The organism is Gordonia sp. PvP123, assembly GCF_040547295.1.
GTDB lineage: Bacteria > Actinomycetota > Actinomycetes > Mycobacteriales > Mycobacteriaceae > Gordonia > Gordonia terrae.
Window position 1 is genome coordinate 176,272 of sequence record NZ_JBEPPN010000001.1, and the last position, 18,287, is coordinate 194,558.

Annotated in this window: 16 protein-coding genes; 4 read left to right on the top strand and 12 right to left on the bottom strand. The window is 68.5% G+C overall.

Annotated features, from left to right (window positions below; all coding sequences use genetic code 11):
* Nucleotides 1-2 precede the first annotated feature (2 nt).
* From tal to pgl, 4 genes are read left to right on the top strand one after another with little or no spacing between them, the layout of a single operon-like run.
* Nucleotides 3-1,124, top strand: a complete 1,122-nt coding sequence (gene tal / locus ABIC25_RS00780) for a transaldolase (protein WP_239398617.1) — start codon at nucleotides 3-5, stop codon at nucleotides 1,122-1,124.
* Between the two features lie 6 nt (nucleotides 1,125-1,130).
* Complete coding sequence (gene zwf, locus ABIC25_RS00785) at nucleotides 1,131-2,684, top strand: glucose-6-phosphate dehydrogenase (RefSeq protein ID WP_354559544.1); 1,554 nt, start codon at nucleotides 1,131-1,133, stop codon at nucleotides 2,682-2,684.
* A 49-nt stretch (nucleotides 2,685-2,733) separates the two neighbouring features.
* Entirely contained in the window at nucleotides 2,734-3,666 is a 933-nt protein-coding gene (locus tag ABIC25_RS00790) for a glucose-6-phosphate dehydrogenase assembly protein OpcA (RefSeq protein ID WP_064570779.1), read from the top strand.
* Nucleotides 3,663-4,400, top strand: coding sequence for a 6-phosphogluconolactonase (gene pgl, locus ABIC25_RS00795; protein WP_064570778.1), 738 nt, complete (start codon nucleotides 3,663-3,665; stop codon nucleotides 4,398-4,400). Before ABIC25_RS00790 ends, pgl begins: the two co-directional genes overlap by 4 nt.
* A gap of 8 nt (nucleotides 4,401-4,408) precedes the next feature.
* Here the strand turns inward: pgl and ppc are convergent, their stop codons facing one another.
* From ppc to ABIC25_RS00855, 12 genes are all read right to left on the bottom strand, one after another.
* Nucleotides 4,409-7,240, bottom strand: a complete 2,832-nt coding sequence (gene ppc, locus ABIC25_RS00800; protein WP_354559545.1) for a phosphoenolpyruvate carboxylase — start codon at nucleotides 7,238-7,240, stop codon at nucleotides 4,409-4,411.
* Between the two features lie 45 nt (nucleotides 7,241-7,285).
* Nucleotides 7,286-7,522 (bottom strand): preprotein translocase subunit SecG, encoded by a 237-nt coding sequence (gene secG / locus ABIC25_RS00805; RefSeq protein WP_010841002.1) that lies wholly within the window; start codon nucleotides 7,520-7,522, stop codon nucleotides 7,286-7,288.
* A 121-nt stretch (nucleotides 7,523-7,643) separates the two neighbouring features.
* Complete coding sequence (gene tpiA / locus ABIC25_RS00810) at nucleotides 7,644-8,432, bottom strand: triose-phosphate isomerase (protein ID WP_064570776.1); 789 nt, start codon at nucleotides 8,430-8,432, stop codon at nucleotides 7,644-7,646.
* Nucleotides 8,433-8,435: 3 nt separating this feature from the next.
* On the bottom strand, nucleotides 8,436-9,647 hold the full coding sequence (locus ABIC25_RS00815) for a phosphoglycerate kinase (protein ID WP_354559547.1): 1,212 nt from the start codon (nucleotides 9,645-9,647) through the stop codon (nucleotides 8,436-8,438).
* 33 nt (nucleotides 9,648-9,680) lie between these two features.
* The gene (gene gap, locus ABIC25_RS00820; protein ID WP_004021964.1) at nucleotides 9,681-10,700 is read right to left on the bottom strand and encodes a type I glyceraldehyde-3-phosphate dehydrogenase; all 1,020 of its coding nucleotides are present in this window, start codon (nucleotides 10,698-10,700) and stop codon (nucleotides 9,681-9,683) included.
* Between the two features lie 192 nt (nucleotides 10,701-10,892).
* Entirely contained in the window at nucleotides 10,893-11,870 is a 978-nt protein-coding gene (gene whiA, locus ABIC25_RS00825) for a DNA-binding protein WhiA (protein WP_354559842.1), read from the bottom strand.
* A gap of 70 nt (nucleotides 11,871-11,940) precedes the next feature.
* The gene (locus tag ABIC25_RS00830; RefSeq protein WP_101818829.1) at nucleotides 11,941-12,966 is read right to left on the bottom strand and encodes a gluconeogenesis factor YvcK family protein; all 1,026 of its coding nucleotides are present in this window, start codon (nucleotides 12,964-12,966) and stop codon (nucleotides 11,941-11,943) included.
* The gene (gene rapZ / locus ABIC25_RS00835; RefSeq protein ID WP_248645384.1) at nucleotides 12,963-13,895 is read right to left on the bottom strand and encodes an RNase adapter RapZ; all 933 of its coding nucleotides are present in this window, start codon (nucleotides 13,893-13,895) and stop codon (nucleotides 12,963-12,965) included. Before rapZ ends, ABIC25_RS00830 begins: the two co-directional genes overlap by 4 nt.
* Nucleotides 13,888-15,939, bottom strand: a complete 2,052-nt coding sequence (uvrC, locus tag ABIC25_RS00840; RefSeq protein WP_354559549.1) for an excinuclease ABC subunit UvrC — start codon at nucleotides 15,937-15,939, stop codon at nucleotides 13,888-13,890. Before uvrC ends, rapZ begins: the two co-directional genes overlap by 8 nt.
* A 10-nt stretch (nucleotides 15,940-15,949) precedes the next feature.
* Nucleotides 15,950-16,444 carry a PH domain-containing protein gene (locus tag ABIC25_RS00845; RefSeq protein ID WP_004021969.1) on the bottom strand — a complete coding sequence of 165 codons (495 nt, stop codon included), beginning with the start codon at nucleotides 16,442-16,444 and terminating at the stop codon, nucleotides 15,950-15,952.
* On the bottom strand, nucleotides 16,441-16,953 hold the full coding sequence (ribH, locus tag ABIC25_RS00850) for a 6,7-dimethyl-8-ribityllumazine synthase (RefSeq protein ID WP_004021970.1): 513 nt from the start codon (nucleotides 16,951-16,953) through the stop codon (nucleotides 16,441-16,443). The genes ABIC25_RS00845 and ribH overlap by 4 nt, the downstream gene beginning before the upstream one ends.
* On the bottom strand, nucleotides 16,950-18,275 hold the full coding sequence (locus ABIC25_RS00855) for a bifunctional 3,4-dihydroxy-2-butanone-4-phosphate synthase/GTP cyclohydrolase II (protein ID WP_101818826.1): 1,326 nt from the start codon (nucleotides 18,273-18,275) through the stop codon (nucleotides 16,950-16,952). The genes ribH and ABIC25_RS00855 overlap by 4 nt, the downstream gene beginning before the upstream one ends.
* Between the last annotated feature and the right edge of the window lie 12 nt (nucleotides 18,276-18,287).

Sequence of the window (18,287 nt, forward strand, 5' to 3'; positions counted from 1 at the left end):
TCGTGACCCAGAACGAGAAGCTCGCCGAACTGTCCGCCGCCGGAGTCTCGGTGTGGCTGGACGACCTGTCCCGGGACCTGATCAGCTCAGGCGATCTCGCGGACCTCATCGCGACCAAGTCGGTCGTCGGGGTGACCACCAACCCGTCGATCTTCCAGGCCGCGCTCTCGAAGGGCAATGCCTACGACGACCAGGTCAACGAACTGGCCGCACGGGGCGCCGACGTCGACGCGACCATCCGGACGGTCACCACCGACGACGTGCGCAACGCCTGTGACGTCCTCGCCCCGACCTTCGAGTCGACCGATGGCGTCGACGGACGCGTGTCGATCGAGGTCGATCCCCGCCTGGCCCACGACACCGACGCGACGGTGGCACAGGCCGTCGAACTGTGGAAGATCGTCGACCGGCCGAACCTGCTCATCAAGATCCCGGCCACCGAGGCGGGGCTCCCCGCGATCAGCAAGGTCATCGCCGAGGGCATCAGCGTGAACGTCACGCTGATCTTCTCGGTCGAGCGCTACGAGAAGGTCATCGAGGCATACCTCGACGGACTCGACGCCGCGGCCCAGGCCGGTCATGACCTCTCGCGCATCCACTCGGTCGCATCGTTCTTCGTGTCTCGGGTCGACACCGAGATCGACAAGCGGCTCGACGCCATCGGCACCCCGGAGGCCGTCGAGCTGAAGGGCAAGGCGGCACTGGCCAACGCGCGCCTCGCATACTCGGCGTACCAGCAGGTCTTCGAGGTCGAATCCCGCTTCCCCGACCTGCTCGCCAAGGGCGCCCGGCCGCAGCGCGCCCTGTGGGCGTCGACGGGTGTGAAGAACCCCGACTACCCGGACACCCTCTACGTGAGCGAGCTCGTCGCACCCAACACGGTCAACACGATGCCGGGCAAGACGATGGACGCCTTCGCCGACCACGGCTGGGTCAACACCGACTCCATCATCGGTCTCGCCGCGGAGTCGCAGGAGATCTTCGACAAGATCGCCGCGATCGGTGTCGACGTCGTCGACGTCTTCAAGGTTCTCGAGGACGAGGGCGTCAGCAAGTTCGAAGACGCCTGGAACGACCTGCTCAGCGCGACCGCCGAACAACTGTCCGCGGCGAACAAGGGCTGAACCCAGGTGGCGGGAGGCGAGGACTCAACCGGGACCGGTCCGTGGACCAACCCGCTCCGTGACCCCCAGGACAAGAGGCTGCCGCGCATCGCGGGACCGTGCAGCCTGGTCATCTTCGGGGTCACCGGCGATCTGGCACGCAAGAAGTTGATGCCTGCGGTCTACGACCTCGCCAACCGGGGCCTCCTGCCACCCTCGTTCGCCCTGGTCGGTTTCGCCCGGCGCGACTGGACCGACGAGGACTTCAGCGCCGTCGTCCACGACGCCGTCCGCGACCACGCGCGAACCGGATTCCGCGAAGAGGTGTGGGAGCGGCTCGCCGAGGGATTCCGGTTCGTGCAAGGCGCTTTCGACGACGACGCCGCCTTCGACAGGCTGCGCGACACGCTCAAGTCACTCGACGCCGAACGCGGGACCGACGGCAATCATGCGTTCTATCTGTCGATCCCGCCCAAGGCGTTCCCCGAGGTCTGCGAGCAGCTCGAGCGCAGTGGGCTCGCCGCCCCGACCGGCGACAGCTGGCGGCGGGTGGTGATCGAGAAGCCGTTCGGTCACGACCTCGAGTCCGCCCGCGAGCTGAACGCGATCGTCAACAACGTCTTCCCGGAGTCGTCGGTGTTCCGGATCGACCACTACCTGGGCAAGGAGACCGTCCAGAACATCCTGGCCCTGCGGTTCGCCAATCAGCTGTTCGACCCGCTGTGGAGTTCGCACTACATCGACCACGTCCAGATCACCATGGCCGAGGACATCGGCCTCGGCGGTCGGGCCGGGTACTACGACGGCATCGGCGCGGCCCGCGACGTCATCCAGAACCACCTGCTCCAGCTGATGGCCCTGATCGCGATGGAGGAGCCGATCTCCTTCGAGCCCAAGCAGTTACAGGCCGAGAAGATCAAGGTCCTCGCCGCGACACGCAACGCCATGCCGATCGACGAGAACACCGCCCGCGGCCAGTACGGCCCCGGTTGGCAGGGCAGCGAGAAGGTGCCGGGCCTCAAGGAGGAGGAGGGTTTCGCGAAGGACTCGACCACAGAGACCTTCGCCGCCATCGCCCTGGAAGTCGACTCCCGCCGCTGGGCGGGCGTGCCGTTCTACCTGCGCACCGGCAAACGGCTGGGGCGGCGGGTCACCGAGATCGCGCTCGTCTTCAAACGCGCGCCGCACCTGCCGTTCGACCAGACCATGACCGAGGAGCTCAGTCAGAACGCGCTGGTCATCCGGGTCCAGCCGGATGAGGGCATCACCCTTCGCTTCGGCTCCAAGGTCCCCGGGTCGGGCATGGAGGTTCGGGACGTCAACATGGACTTCAGCTACGGCACCGCCTTCACCGAGGCCTCCCCGGAGGCCTACGAGCGGCTCATCCTCGACGTCCTCCTGGGTGAACCCTCGCTGTTCCCCGTGAACGAAGAGGTCGAGTTGTCCTGGCGCATCCTCGATCCGGTGCTCGAACACTGGGCCGCGTCGGGGTCGCCCGACACCTACGAGTCCGGGACGTGGGGTCCGCGTTCGGCCGAGGAGATGATGGCCCGCACCGGTCGCGCGTGGCGCCGACCGTGACGAGAAGTCCACACGCCCTCACCGACCGTTCCGTTCAGGAGGCCTCCCGATGATCGTCGAACTGCCCGACACGTCGACCGGAAAGGTCGCGAAGAAGATCATCGAGGTGCGCGCCGCGGGTGGCGCGCTGAGCCTCGGGCGCGTCCTCACCCTGGTCGTGTGCGTCGAACTCGGCGAACCGATGGAAGGTGCCATCGAGGCCGCGGTGGGCGCCAGCCGCGAACATCCCAGCCGCGTGATCGTCGTGTATCGCGGTGTGCGCGAGGGAGACTCTCGGCTCGACGCGCAGATCCGCGTGGGTGGGGATGCCGGGGCCTCGGAGGTGGTGGTGCTGTCGCTTCAGGGTGAGCTCGCCGACCACCCGGACAGTGTCGTGACCCCGTTCCTCCTCCCCGACACCCCCGTCGTCACCTGGTGGCCCGGAAAAGGTCCCGAGAGGCCCGCCGACGATCCACTCGGCAAGCTCGGACACCGGCGCATCGTCGACGCCGGCAAGGCCGACGACTCGGTCGCGGTACTCGCCCAGCGGCTCGCGACCTACTCCCCCGGCGACACCGACCTCGCCTGGACGCACGTCACGCACTGGCGCGCGATCCTCGCCTCCGCATTCGACCGTCCGCCGCACACCCCGGTCACCGAGGTCCAGGTGACGGGCGCGCAGAACTCGCCGTCGGTGGATCTCCTCGCCGGGTGGTTGCGGTCGACCCTGCGGGTTCCGACGCGACGACGCCGCGGCAGTTTCGAGATCCGGCTCCTCCGTGACGACGGCCCGACCATCCTCGCGGTGGACGAGGAGAACAACGCGGTGCTCTCGATGCCGGGCAAACCCGACGGACGCGTGGCGATGGGCCGACGCGAACTGCCCGCCTGTATCGCCGAAGAGTTACGACGACTCGACACCGACGAGGTGTATGTCGAAGCACTCAAGGGAGTGCCCGAGGTCGAGTTCGCAGACGACGCCGAAGGAGTTGCCGCCCGATGACCACCGAGACCCTCGTCTTCGATTCCAAGCAGGAACTGGTCGAGACCGCCGCCACCCGGTTCGTGGACCTCGTCACCCGCGCCCAGGCCGAACGCGGCGTCGCCAGCGTCGTGCTGACCGGTGGCAGCAACGGTATCGGGATCCTCACGGCACTGGCCGCGGACAGCGGCACCATCGACTGGTCCAAGGTCGACATCTACTGGGGCGACGACCGATTCGTCCCCGCCGACGATCCGGAACGCAACTCCGGTCAGGCACGCGAGGCACTCCTCGACAAGGTGCCCGTCGACCCGTCGCGGGTGTTCCCGATGGCACCGTCCGACGGTCCGCTCGGCGACGACATCGAGGCGGCCGCCGCCGACTACGCCGCGATCCTCGCCGGGCGGTCGAGCGACGGCGTGGCACCCGAGTTCGACCTCCACCTGCTCGGCATGGGTGGTGAGGGGCACATCAACTCATTGTTCCCGCACACCGCCGCGACCGCGGAGACCACGAAGTCGGTTGTCGCCGTCGAGGATTCACCGAAGCCGCCGCCCCGCCGGCTCACCCTGACCCTCCCCGTGGTGAACCGCTCGCGGCAGGTGTGGTTCCTCGTCGCCGGGGCCGACAAGTCCGAGGCCGTCGGCGCCGCCCATCGCGGGGCGGATCCGGCCGACTGGCCCGCCGCGGGCGCTCGCGGCACCGAGGAGACGATCTGGTTCCTCGATGACGCGGCCGCTGCCGAACTGACCTGAGTCCCCGGCTAGCCCGAGTTCCGCAGCGCGGTCGCGAGACCGTTCATGGTGAGCTGGATTCCGCGTCGGACGATGGGGGTGTCCTCCCCCGCCCGGAAGCGGCGGAGCAACTCGACCTGCAGCAGGTTCAGCGGTTCGAGGTAGGGGAACCTGTTGTACACCGACCGCTTGAGGGCGGCATTGTCGTGGAGCAGGTCGTCGGTGCCGGTGATCTTCGCGCACATCGCTATCGTGCGTTCGTGCTCGGCGACGATCATGCCGAACACCTTGTCGCGCAACTCCTCGTCGGGAACGAGCTGCGCGTACCGGTGTGCCAGGCCCATGTCGGACTTCGCCAGCACCTGCGCCATGTTCGACATGACGGTGCGGAAGAACGGCCACTTCGCGTAGTAGCGGCGCAGGGTCTCCAGGCGGTCCGGGTCGTCGGCGACCCATTCCTCGAACGCCGACCCCGTGCCGTACCAACCGGGCAGCATCACACGTGACTGCGTCCACGACAGGACCCACGGGATGGCACGCAGATCGGAGATCTTCTCGGTCTGCTTGCGCGACGCCGGACGGCTGCCGATGTTGAGCGCGCCGATCTCCGACAGCGGCGTCGAGGTGGTGAAGTACTCGACGAAACCCGGTGTCTCGTGCACCAGGCGACTGTAGGCGGCGCGGGCCTTCGCCGCGATGTCGTCCATGATCTCGTAGGCCGAGTCGGATTCGTCACCGAGGCCCTCGGTGTCCAGGAGCGAGGACTCGATGGTCGCGGCGAGCAGGGTCTCGAGATTGCGCCGCGCCGCGACCGGCTCGGCGTATTTCGCGGCGATGATCTCACCCTGCTCGGTGATGCGCAGCGAGCCCTGGACCGCGCCCGGCGGTTGGGCCAGGATGGCGTCGTAGCTGGGACCGCCGCCACGGCCGACGGTGCCCCCGCGTCCGTGGAACAGCCGCAACCGAATCCCCGACTGCGAGGCCGCGTCGACCAGATCGAGTTCGGCACGGTAGAGCGCCCAGTTGGCGGCCATGTAGCCGCCGTCCTTGTTGGAATCGGAATAACCGAGCATGATCTCTTGGATCCCGTTCTGGGAGTCCACCATCGCTCGGTAGAACGGGACGTCGAGGACCGCGAGCAGCGTCTGCGCACCCTGCTGGAGATCCTCGATGGTCTCGAAGAGCGGGACCACACGGACCGTACAGCGCGGTGATCCGCCATCGGGGTCGTAGAGGCCGGCCTCCTTGAGGAGGATCAGCGCCTCGAGCATGTCACTCACCGAGGTGCACATGCTGATGATGTAGTTGGGCACCGCCGCCGGCCCGAAGGTCGCAACCGCTCTGGCGGCCGCCCGGACGATACCGAGCTCCTTGGTCGCGAGCTCGCTGAGTTCGGCGTCGGGGCTGGTCAACGGACGACGCGCGCTCAGCTCGGCCGAGAGGATCTCCACCCGCGCGGACTCCTCGAGCGACGCGTAGTCCGGATGCACCCCCGCCCACGCGAGCAGCTCGGCGACCACTTCCTCGTGCGTGTCGGAGTTCTGCCGCATGTCCAGCCCGGACAGGTGAAAGCCGAAGGTGCGCACGGCTTCCCGGAGTGCGAGCAGCCGATCGTCGGCGATCGGGTCGTCGTTGTTGGCGCGGAGTGCGCCGTCGATCACATCGAGGTCGGCGAGCAGTTCGGCCGCGTCGCCGTACGGTTGCCGTCCATCGATCAGATTCTCCTCGCTCGAGGTGAGGAAGTCGCCGTCGAACATGTCCCGCGCGGTCGCCAGCAGACGGGAGCGGATGGCGCGCAGAGCGAGTCGGAAGGGTTCGTCGGCCCCCGGATCGTCGGCGTCGGCCCCGGCGAGGTCGAACAGGGTGTCCGTGGCGTCGATCAGTCGCGCCGACATGCTCAGTTCCTGTGCGAGACTCTCGAGTTCGGACAGGTGGTGTCCGACGGCGGCCTGCGCCGCGAGGGTCGTGGCCAGGGTCACCACGTCGGAGTTCACGAACGGATTGCCGTCGCGGTCGCCGCCGATCCACGACCCCATCCGGATCATCGGATCGTCGGCGAGCCCGGCATCGGGGTATGTCGAGCGCAGCGCGGCGCGCACCGCGGTGTTGATCGCCGGCACGACCTCGAAGAACGACGCGTCGTAATACCGCAGACCCGAACGGATCTCGTCCTGGATGGTGAGACGTTCGAGGCGGATGAGGGCGGTCTGCCAGAGCGTCAGGATCTGACGCCGGATGGACTCGGTGACCTCCGCGTCCTCGTCCGGCATCAGCTCGGTGCGGCCGCGGAATCGCATCAGCTCGGTGATGCGGTTCTGGGCCTCGAAGACGGTGCGGCGGCGAGTCTCGGTGGGGTGTGCGGTGATGACCGGGATCACCGCGGCGTCGGTCAGGGCTCGACCGACCTCGTCGTCGCCGAGACCGGCATCGGCGAGTTTGCGGTAGGTGGCGGCGAGACTGCTGTCCTGGGGCGGATCGCCGGCTCGGACGTGAATGGCCCGGCGCCGCTCGCGGTGGATGTCCTCGGCCAGATTGGCCAGCAACGCGAAGTGACTGAACGCCCGGATGACCGGGACGGCAGTGGAGACGTCGAGATCGACGAACATGTCGGCGAGCTCGGTCCGGTCGATCTCGTTGCGGCGCACGCGGAACGCGGCCACACGGGCGGATTCGACGAGATCGAACACGTCGCGTCCCGAATGTTCTCGGACGACGTCGCCGAGGATTCCGCCGAGGAGGCGAATGTCCTCGCGCAGCGGTTCGGTGAGTGCCCGGCCCTCGTCGTCGACGACGATGTGGTCGACGATGGAGATGGATGGGCGCCAGTCCGGGACTCCCCGTGCGGGGGCGGTTTCACTCATGCCGTCAAGTATCCCGGGACAGCCCGGGCGCGGCATCCCGAGATGCTATCCGGACAGTTTGATGTCGACGCCCACGCCGACGATGAAGATCACCCAGATGAGTCCGACGAAGATGGTCAGCCGGTCGAGGTTGCGTTCGACGACGCTCGAGCCCGACAGGCTCGACTGGACACCGCCGCCGAACAGCGACGACAGACCGCCACCCTTGCCGCGGTGCAGCAGGATGAGCACGATCAGCAACACGCTGGTCACGATCAATCCGATGTCGAGTGCACCTTGCACAGTCACGAGTCGCAACGCCCTTCCGTAAAGCCCCTACATACAGCTGTGGCAGGCCGGCCCGATCGACGAAGTGAATCGACTCGAGGCCAACCTGCCACAGTGTACGCGTGGGTATGACCCGTCAGGGCAAGGGGCCACCCGCGGCGATCGCCGACAGCGTCGCGAACTCGTCGGACTTCAACGATGCGCCGCCGACCAGAGCGCCGTCGACGTCCGGACGTCCGACGAGGTCGCCGACGTTCTTCGCGTTGACCGATCCCCCATAGAGGATGCGCACCGACGCCGCGGTCTCGGCGTCGGCGATCTCCACCAGCGCCTCGCGAATGGCCTTGCAGACCTCCTGGGCGTCGTCCGCGCCGGCCACGCGGCCGGTGCCGATCGCCCAGACCGGCTCGTAGGCGATGACGGTCTTGGCGATCTCGGCCGCGGACAGACCGGCGAGCGAGCCCTTGAGCTGCGCCACGTTGTAGGCCACGTGCTCCCCGGCCTCACGGACGTCGAGTCCCTCTCCGATACAGACGATCGGGGTGAGGTCGTGCTTGAGGGCCGCCTTGGTCTTGGCGAGCACGATCTCGTCGGTCTCGCCGTGCAGCGTGCGACGCTCCGAGTGTCCGACGACCACGAACGTGCAGCCCAGCTTGGCGAGGAACGCTCCGCTGATCTCGCCGGTGTAGGCGCCCGAGTCGTGCTGTGACAGGTCCTGCGCTCCGTAGGTGAGCAGGAGCTTGTCACCGTCGACGACGGTCTGCACGCTGCGGATGTCGGTGAACGGCGGGATCACCGTGACGTCGACCTTGTCGAAGTACTTCGCCGGAAGGGCGAAGGCGATCTTCTGAACCAGCGCGATGGCCTCGAGGTGGTTGAGGTTCATCTTCCAGTTGCCCGCGATGAGCGGTTTACGAGTTGCCATGGTTCAGCTCTCCAGAACCTTCAGTCCGGGGAGTTCCTTGCCCTCGAGGTACTCCAGCGATGCGCCACCTCCGGTGGAGATGTGCGAGAAATCGGAGTCGGGCAGACCCAGGGTGCGCACCGCGGCCGCCGAGTCGCCGCCGCCGACCACGGTGAACGCGCCGTTTCCGGTCGCGCCCGCGATGGCCTCGGCGACACCACGGGTACCGGCCGAGAACTTCTCGAACTCGAACACGCCCGAGGGGCCGTTCCAGAAGATGGTCTTGGCACCCGAGAGGACCGCGGCGAATCGCTTCACCGACTCCGGTCCGATGTCCAGACCCATCCAGCCGTCGGGAATGGAGTCGGAGGCCACCGTGTCCGACTCGGCGTCAGCGGCGAACTTGTCGGCCACCACGACGTCGACGGGCAGGTGGATCACGTCGCCGAACCGCTCCAGCAGGCTCTTGCAGACATCGATCTGATCTTCCTGCAGGAGCGACGTACCGACCGAATGGCCTTGTGCGGCAAGTAATGTAAACGCCATGCCGCCGCCGATGACCAGCGTGTCCACCTTGGGAGCCAAGGCCTCGATGACCCCGAGCTTGTCCGAGACCTTCGACCCGCCGAGGACGACCGCGTAGGGACGGGTCACCTCGTCGGTGAGCTTCGACAGGACGTCGACCTCCGCGGCCACCAGCTCCCCCGCGTAGTGCGGGAGCAGCTTGGCGACGTCGTAGACCGACGCCTGCTTGCGGTGCACCACCCCGAAACCGTCGGAGACGAACGCGCCGTCGTCGCCGACAAGCTCGACGAGCGCCTTGGCGAGCTTCTCGCGTTCGGCGTCGTCCTTGGAGGTCTCCCGCGGATCGAAGCGGATGTTCTCCAGGAGCAGGACGTCACCGTCGGTGAGACCCTCCGCACGGGCGAGCGCGTCGGTTCCGACGACATCACCGGCCAGCTGCACGTTGCGGCCGAGTTCCTCGCCGAGACGGGCGGCGACCGGCGCCAGCGAGAACGCCGGATCCGGCTCACCCTTCGGACGACCCAGGTGCGCGGTGATGATCACCTTGGCACCGGCGTCGATGAGTGCGTTGAGCGTCGGCAGGGACGCGAGGATGCGACCCGGATCGGTGATCGTCGACCCGTCGAGCGGGACGTTGAAATCCGACCGGACCAGCACACCCCTGCCCGAAACACCTTCGTCCAGAAGGTCTTTCAGAGTGGGAACACCCATGAGGCGTTGACTCCTAAGGTCGTTGGGGGCGGGTCAGAGCGACTTGCCGACGAGACCGATGAGGTCGACGAGGCGGTTGGAGTAGCCCCACTCGTTGTCGTACCAGGACACGACCTTGGCCTGGTCGTCGATCACCTTGGTCAGGCCGGCGTCGAACAGCGAGCTGTGCGGGTCGGTGACGATGTCGGACGAGACGATCGGCGCGTCATAGTACTTGAGGATGCCCTTGAGCGGACCGTCGGCAGCCGCCTTGAGCGCCGCGTTGATCTCGTCGGCTGTGGCGGTCTTCGACAGCTGCGCGGTGAGGTCGGTGACCGAACCGGTGGGGATCGGGACGCGCAAGGCGTAGCCGTCGAGCTTGCCCTTCAGCTCCGGGAGCACCAGGCCGATGGCCTTGGCGGCACCGGTCGAGGTCGGCACGATGTTGATGGCCGCGGCGCGGGCGCGACGCAGGTCCTTGTGCGGGCCGTCCTGCAGGTTCTGGTCCTGGGTGTAGGCGTGGATGGTGGTCATCAGGCCCTTGACGATGCCGAACTCGTCGTTGAGGACCTTCGCCAGCGGGCCGAGGCAGTTGGTGGTGCACGACGCGTTGGAGATGATGTTCTGGCTGCCGTCGTACTTGTCGTCGTTGACGCCCATGACGATCGTGATGTCCTCATCCGACGCCGGAGCGGAGATGATGACCTTCTTGGCGCCGGCGTCGAGGTGCCCCTGCGCCTTGGCGCGAGCGGTGAAGATGCCGGTCGACTCGACGACGACGTCGACGCCCAGGTCGCCCCACGGGATCGCGGCCGGGCCTTCCTTGACCTCCAGGGCCTTGATCTTCTGCTCACCGACGACGATGGTGTCGTCGCCCTCGAGGGTGACGTCATCGGCGAGGCGACCGAGGATGGAGTCGAACTTCAGCAGGTGTGCGAGGGTCGCGTTGTCGGTCAGGTCGTTGACCGCGACGATCTCGATGTCGGTGGTGCCCAAAGCCTTTTGCGCTTCGACGGCGCGGAAGAAGTTGCGGCCGATCCGGCCGAATCCGTTGACGCCTACCCGAACAGTCACAGTTGTGCTCCTTAGCGGTATTCATGGTCGGGCCTGGTGGTCAAGCCCTGTCTGGCCGCGCGTGAGCGGTCAGCGAAAGCACACCTGAGTGGTCACGCCTCCGCGCACGTCGCCACCAGCCTAGTAGGCGACCCTGTGCTCGGCACACCGCAGGTCCGGGTCGGGCACACCGGTGGTCCTCCGGCGCGTGACTCAGGCCTCGTCGAGCAGCTCGGAGGTGACCGCGGATTCGGTGTCGGGGATGCCGTCCTGGCGCGCCTTCTTGTCGGCCATCGACAGCAGCCGCCGGATTCGACCGGCGACGGCGTCCTTGGTCATCGGCGGGTCGGCGAGCTGGCCGAGCTCTTCCAGTGACGCCTGCCGGTGCGTGATGCGGAGCTGCCCGGCGGCGATGAGATGGTCGGGCACCTCGTCGCCGAGGATGACCAGCGCGCGTTCCACGCGGGCCGCGGCCGCGACCGCCGCACGCGCCGAGCGACGCAGGTTGGCGTCGTCGAAGTTGGCCAGGCGGTTGGCGGTCGCGCGGACCTCCCGCCGCATCCGGCGTTCCTCCCAGACGAGCCTCGTGTCGTGGGCGCCCATGCGGGTGAGCAGCGCCCCGATGGCCTCGCCGTCGCGGATGACGACCCGATCGGCGCCGCGGACCTCACGCGCCTTGGCCGTGACACCGAGTCGCCGCGCCGCGCCGACCAGGGCGAGCGCCGCCTCCGGTCCGGGGCAACTGACCTCCAGGGCCGACGACCGGCCCGGTTCGGTGAGCGAGCCGTGGGCGAGAAACGCTCCGCGCCAAGCGGCCTCGGCGTCGGCGACACTGCCGCCGACGACCTGTGCGGGCAGGCCGCGCACCGGCCGGCCACGCAGGTCGAGGAGTCCGGTCTGCCGGGCCAGGCCTTCGCCGTCCTTGGTGATCCGCACGATGTAGCGCGCCGACTTGCGCAGTCCGCCGCCCCGCAGGACGTGGACGTCGGAGGCGTAGCCGTACAGGTCGTGGATCTCGCGTCGCAGCCGGCGGGCCACGTTGCCCATGTCGACCTCGGCCTCCACCACCACGCGGCCCGCGACGATGTGCAGGCCACCGGCGAATCGAAGCAACGCCGACACCTCGGCTCTCCGGCAACTCACCTGAGTCACCGACAGGCGACTGAGTTCGTCCTTCACCGCCGCCGTCATCGCCACCGGTACCTGTCCTCCTGTCAACAGACCACACGTCCCTCGAAGAATCGCGGAGACTTCGCCTGGGTCAGGCGTCCGCTCGGCCAGAGTAACGGGTCAGTTCACCTTCGCACAGTTCGTTCACCACGGCGGCGACTTTCGCCGGGTCATGGACCTGTCGGCCGGGCACCGCGACGTCCCCGACATTCAGCTCGGCGCCGAACAATCCGGCCGCCCGCACCAGGTGGTCACGTTCCCGCCCGGCGGGGACCGACGACGCGTCCACGAGGACGTGGTCGACCCGGAACGTGTTCGCGTGCGCGTGCAGCACATGGAGGTGCCGCTCGACCGAGAACCCCGGCGTCTCCCCCGGCTCGGGTGCCAGATTGACCACCAGCACCTTGCGAGCGTGGCTGCGCTGCAGTGCCTTCAGCTGCTCGGGCACCAGCACGTGCGGGATCACACTGGAGAACCAGGAACCCGGCCCCAGCATCACGAGATCGGCCGATTCGATTGCCGCGAGGGCTGATTCGCAGGCCGGCGGATCGTTCGGCAGCAACCGGACCCGGCGAACCTTGCCGGGTGTGGTGGCCACGGCCACCTGGCCGCGGATCTCGCGACTGATCCGCGGGTCCGCCTCGAGTCCGGAGACGTCGGCCTCGATGTCGAGCGGCACGGTCGACATCGGCAGCACGTGCCCCGTGATGCCGAAGATGGCCCGCAACTCGGCGAGCGCCCCGACCGTGTCGCCGAGGACCTCGGTGAGCCCGGCGAGGAGGAGGTTGCCGATGGGATGTCCGGCCAGTGCCCCGCGGCCGCCGAATCGGTGCTGCAGGACCTCGGCCCACAGCTCCTGTCGACGGCGGGCGAGCGGATCGGCGGTCGGCGAGTCCTCGAGCCCCGTGGGGGTACTCATCAACGCGGCGAGCGCCATTCGCAGGTCGCCGGGCGGGATGAGTCCGAGCTCGGCACGCAGCCGCCCGGACGATCCGCCGTCGTCGGCGACGGTGACCACCGCGGTGATGTCGGCGCTGAGGTAGCGCATCGCGGTCAGCGTGGCATAGAGGCCGTGTCCGCCGCCGAGGGCGACGATGCGGGGCTCCCGGGCACTCATTCGCGCCCCAGGTCGCGGTGCATCACCCGGACGTCGTAGGACGCGGTCCCGGCGTCGTCGACGGCGCGGCGCAGGCGAGCCGACAGTTCCTCGGCGATGGCCACACTGCGGTGTTTCCCGCCGGTGCACCCGACGCTGATCGTCATATAGCGCTTGCCTTCCCGGAGATAACCCCGTCCGACGATCGACACCAGACCGGTGTAGAGGTCGAGGAATCCGTCCGCGTCCGGCTGACCGAGGACGTAGTCGCGGACCGGCGCCTCCCGGCCGTTGTGATCGCGCAACTCGTCGATCCAGTGCGGGTTGGGCAGGAACCGGACGTCGGCGACGAGATCGGAATCGATGGGCAGCCCGTACTTGAAGCCGAACGACTGCACCGCGATCGAGAGCCGGGGTTCGGTGTCACCGGGCGCGACGCCCTCGACGATCGCGCGGAGTTTGGCCGCGGTCAGCGCGGAGGTCTCCACGACCAGGTCGGCGACGTTCTTGATCGGGGCCAGGATCGCGCGCTCGCGGGCGATCCCTTCGACGAGGGTCTCCTTGCCCTGCAACGGGTGCCGCCGGCGTACCTGTTCGAAGCGCCGGACCAGCACCTGGTCACTGGCGTCGAGGTACAGCAGCCGGGTGCGAATCCCGGACTGCCCCAGGCTGTCCCGCAGTTGTTCGAGCTGGTGGGCGAGGTTGTCGTCGGAGGCGCGGAGCACCATGGCGAGCCGGGTGATGGCGGGATCGTCCGCCCGGACCATCCCGACCATCGTCGAGATCAGTGACGGGGGCACGTTGTCGGCGACGTACCAGCCGTCGTCCTCCAGCACGTTCGCCGCGGTGGACCGCCCCGCACCGGACATCCCCGTCACGAACAGCACCGTGAAATCGGTTCCGGTCTGCGTCGCGGTCACCGTGCTCTCCCCTTCGGTGTGGTCACTCATCGCCACCACGTCCCGCGTCACCGGTCGCCACCGTCATCTCCTTCTCGGCTCCCGCCGGGGCCGGGGTCGGGGTCTGTTCGGGCGCCGGGGTCTCGTCGGAGAGCGCGGTCTTGACCGCACGCGCCGTGGTGAGACCGATTCCGGGCACCTGGGATATCTCGTCCAAGGATGCCTCACGGAGCCGCGCCACCGACCCGAAGTGGGTCACGAGCGCGGTGCGGCGGGTCCGGCCCAGACCGGGGACGCCGTCGAGCACCGACTCGGTCATCCGCTTGCTGCGCTTGCTGCGGTGGAACGTGATGGCGAAGCGATGCGCCTCGTCGCGCACGCGCTGCAGCAGGAACAGGGCCTGGCTGTTGCGCGGCAGGATCATCGGGTCGTCGTCGCCGGGCACCCACACCTCCTCGAGGCGTTTGGCGAGTCCGATCACCGAGACATCGGTGATGCCGAGCTCGTCGAGCACCGCCGCCGCGGCGTGCACCTGGGGCGCGCCACCGTCGACGACGAAGAGGTTCGGCGGGTAGGCGAACTTCCGGGGCTGGGCCGGCGTGTCGGCGGCGGCGCTGATCTCCCCGGACACCGGAGGCGGCGCGTCGGAGTCGGCGCGGTGCCGGAGGAACCGGCGTCGCGTGACCTCGGCGATGGACGCGACGTCGTCGGAGTGCCCCTCGCCGGCCGCATGCCGGATCGAGTAGTGCCGATAGTCGGACTTGCGCGGCAGACCGTCTTCGAAGACCACGAGCGAGGCGACCACGTCGGTGCCCTGGACGTGCGAGATGTCGACACACTCGATGCGCAGCGGCGCCTGGTCGAGCAACAGGGACTCCTGTAGCTCGGTGAGGGCCGCCGAGCGGGTCGTGAGGTCGCCCGCGCGCCGGAGCTTGTGCTGCGCAAGGGCTTCGCCCGCGTTCCGGGCGACGGTCTCGAACAGCGCCTTCTTGTCGCCGCGCTGCGGCACCCGCAGCCGCACCCGGCTGCCCCGGAGACCGGACAGCCACTCCTCGAGTTCCCCGGCGTCGGACGGCAACTCCGGGACCAGCACCTCGCGCGGGATCGACTCGCCGTGTGCACGGTCGGTACCGACGTCGACCGTGGCATCGAAATCGACCTGGGCGCCGTAGAACTGGGTGACGAACTCCCCCACCACATCGCCGTCGGTGCCGTTGTCGCTGCGCTCGACGACCCATCCGCGCTGACCGCGCACCCGTCCGTCCCGGACGTGGAAGACCTGGACCGACACCTCGAGCTGGTCGCCGGCGAGCGCGATGACGTCGGCGGTGGTGCCGTCGCCGAGCACGACGGCCTGCTTCTCCATCGCGCGTCGCATCGCACCGATGTCGTCACGCAGCCGGGCGGCACGCTCGAAGTCGAGGTCCTCGGCCGCGGCGGACATGTCTCGTTCCATCCTGCGGATCATCAGGTCGGTGCGGCCGGCGAGGAAGTCGCAGAAGTCCTCGACGATCTCGCGATGTTCCTCGGCGTCCACCCGTCCCACACAGGGAGCCGAACACTTGTCGATGTAGCCGAGCAGGCACGGCCGGTCGATCTGCCGGTGCCGTTTGAACACCCCGGCCGAACAGGTGCGGGCCGGGAACACCCGGGTCAGCAGGTCGACCGTCTCGCGGATCGCCCAGGCGTGGGCGTACGGGCCGAAGTACCGCACGCCGCGCCGACGCGGCCCCCGGTACACGAACAGGCGCGGGTACTCCTCGTTCAGCGTGACCGCGAGCATCGGATAGCTCTTGTCGTCGCGATACCGAACGTTGAAGCGCGGATCGAATTCCTTGATCCAGTTGTATTCGAGCTGGAGCGCCTCCACCTCGGTGCCGACGACGGTCCACTCGACCGACGCGGCCGTCGTCACCATCTGGCGGGTGCGGGGGTGCAGCGAGGTGATGTCGGCGAAGTACGACGTCAACCTCGACCGGAGGTTCTTGGCCTTGCCCACGTAGATGACGCGACGATGCTCGTCGCGGAACTTGTACACCCCGGGATCGGTCGGGATGGACCCCGGCGCGGGGCGGTAGGTAGTCGGGTCGGCCACGTGTTCCAGGCTAGTGGCCGGGCCGGACAGTCCCGCGGTAGCGCTCCTCCAGCTCGCGGAACCGGCCCATCGCGTCGATGGCGCGCTGACCGTCACCGGCCTGAACAGCCAGGACGGTGATGTGTTCGTCGGCGGGGAACAACAGCCACGCTCCGAAACCCTTCTCCGGGTACGTGAGACCGAGAACACGATCCCACTCGAAGAGTCGGACCGTCGCGAGATTGCGGACCTCGACACCGGCGGCGCCGACGCGCAGCCGCGGCCGGGTGAACAGCAGGATGGCCGCCGAGACCAGCACCCCGATGAGGATGATCGCGACCTGGTCGGAACCGCCGAGGTTGCGGACGCCGACGTCGTCGATCGTCAGCAGCAGACCGAACGTGATGTGGATCGCGAGCACCACCACGGCCGCCGCGATGGCCCACCGGGGCAGGTTGCGGGGCCGGTAGACCAGGTCCCACCCGGCCGCGTCGGAGCCGGTCGGCGGGGTGTCCGCAGGACTCACGCCGATGCTCCTCCGACGGCCGCCGGGAGGGTCTCGCCGCGCTGCAGTGCGCGCAGGGTCAGCGCCGACGCCAGCGCGGCGACGGTTGCCTGGGCGCCCTTGTCCTCCGTCGAGCCCGGGAGGCCGGCACGTGCGATCGCCTGGTCCTCGGTGAGCACCGTGAGCACGCCGTTGCCGACCGGTGTCGACTCGTCGAGCGACACCCGCGTGAGACCAGCGGTGACGGCGTCACACACGTAGTCGAAATGCGGTGTCTCGCCCTTGATCACGACACCGAGGGCGACCACCGCGTCGTGGGTGCGGGCCAGCGCCTGCACGATCACGGGCAGTTCGATGGCGCCCGCGACCTGCACGATCGTCGGTTCGGTCACGCCGTTGTCGCGCGCGGCCCGGATGGCCCCGTCGAGCAGTGCGCCACAGACGGTCTCGTGCCACTGCGACGAGACGATGGCGAGACGCAGGGCCCCGGCGTCGGCGAGTTCGAGGGTCGGCTCTCCGTGGCCGCTCATGCAGGTGCTCCTTCGGATGCGCCGTCGGTGGGCTGTGCGTGATCGTCGAGGCCGACGAGGTCGTGGCCCATCCGATCCCGCTTGGTGCGTAGGTAGCGCAGGTTCTCGGCGTTGGCGCGCACCGGCATCGGGACGCGGTCGACGATGTGCAGGCCGTATCCGTCGAGCCCGACGCGCTTCGCCGGGTTGTTGGTCAGCAGTCGCATGGACCGCACCCCGAGGTCGACCAGGATCTGGGCACCGAGTCCGTAGTCGCGCGAATCCGCGGGCAGACCGAGTTCGAGGTTGGCGTCGACGGTGTCGGAGCCGGCGTCCTGCAGCTGGTAGGCCTGCAGCTTGTGCAGCAGGCCGATGCCGCGGCCCTCGTGGCCCCGCATGTACAGGATGATGCCCCGGCCCTCGGCGGCCACCATCTCCATCGCCGCATCGAGTTGCGGACCGCAGTCGCAGCGGAGCGAACCGAAGACGTCACCCGTCAGGCACTCCGAGTGCACGCGCACCAGCACGTCGTGTCCGTCGGCGTCACCGCCGCCGATGTCGCCCTTCACGAGCGCGACATGTTCGACGTCGTCGTAGACGCTGGAGTACCCGACCGCGCGGAAATCGCCGTGGCGCGTGGGGATCCGGGCGTCGGCGACACGCACCACATGCTTTTCGTGACGACGACGCCAGGCGATGAGGTCGGCGATCGAGATCAGCGCCAGGTCGTGTTCGTCGGCGAACACACGCAGCTCGTCGGTCTGCGCCATCGAGCCGACGTCCTTCTGGCTGACGATCTCGCAGATCACCCCGGCCGGCGCCAGATCGGCGAGGCGGGCGAGGTCGACCGCTGCCTCGGTGTGCCCGGGACGGCGCAGCACGCCGCCTTCCTTCGCCCGCAACGGGACCACGTGGCCGGGGCGGGTGAAGTCGGCCGCGGCGGCGTCGGGATCGGCCAGCAGGCGCATCGTCGTGGCACGGTCGGCGGCACTGATGCCGGTCCCGATGCCCTCGCGGGCGTCGACGGTCACGGTGTAGGCCGTGCCGTGCTTGTCCTGGTTCATCGAGTACATCGGCGGCAGACCGAGTCGGTCGCAGGCGTCGCCGTCGAGCGGGACGCACAGGTAGCCGGAGGTGTAGCGCACCATGAAGGCCACCAGCTCGGGGGTCGCCTTCTCGGCCGCGAAGATCAGATCGCCCTCGTTCTCGCGGTCCTCGTCGTCGACGACGACGACGGCCTTGCCCGCCGCGATGTCGGCGATGGCGCGTTCGATCGTGTCGAACGCGACGCCGGTCTGCCCGGCTGCGGTCACGTCATCACCGTCATTTGGCGACTCGCTCATCAGAACCTCACT

What these genes read in the sequence shown, in the direction of transcription:
- ABIC25_RS00790 (WP_064570779.1), top strand. Translation starts at nt 2,734, where the DNA reads ATGATCGTCGAACTGCCCGACACGTCGACCGGAAAGGTCGCGAAGAAG.
- pgl (WP_064570778.1), top strand. Translation starts at nt 3,663, where the DNA reads ATGACCACCGAGACCCTCGTCTTCGATTCCAAGCAGGAACTGGTCGAG.
- ppc (WP_354559545.1), bottom strand. Translation starts at nt 7,240, where the DNA reads ATGAGTGAAACCGCCCCCGCACGGGGAGTCCCGGACTGGCGCCCATCC.
- tpiA (WP_064570776.1), bottom strand. Translation starts at nt 8,432, where the DNA reads ATGGCAACTCGTAAACCGCTCATCGCGGGCAACTGGAAGATGAACCTC.
- ABIC25_RS00815 (WP_354559547.1), bottom strand. Translation starts at nt 9,647, where the DNA reads ATGGGTGTTCCCACTCTGAAAGACCTTCTGGACGAAGGTGTTTCGGGC.
- whiA (WP_354559842.1), bottom strand. Translation starts at nt 11,870, where the DNA reads ATGACGGCGGCGGTGAAGGACGAACTCAGTCGCCTGTCGGTGACTCAG.
- ABIC25_RS00830 (WP_101818829.1), bottom strand. Translation starts at nt 12,966, where the DNA reads ATGAGTGCCCGGGAGCCCCGCATCGTCGCCCTCGGCGGCGGACACGGC.
- rapZ (WP_248645384.1), bottom strand. Translation starts at nt 13,895, where the DNA reads ATGAGTGACCACACCGAAGGGGAGAGCACGGTGACCGCGACGCAGACC.
- ribH (WP_004021970.1), bottom strand. Translation starts at nt 16,953, where the DNA reads ATGAGCGGCCACGGAGAGCCGACCCTCGAACTCGCCGACGCCGGGGCC.
- ABIC25_RS00855 (WP_101818826.1), bottom strand. Translation starts at nt 18,275, where the DNA reads ATGAGCGAGTCGCCAAATGACGGTGATGACGTGACCGCAGCCGGGCAG.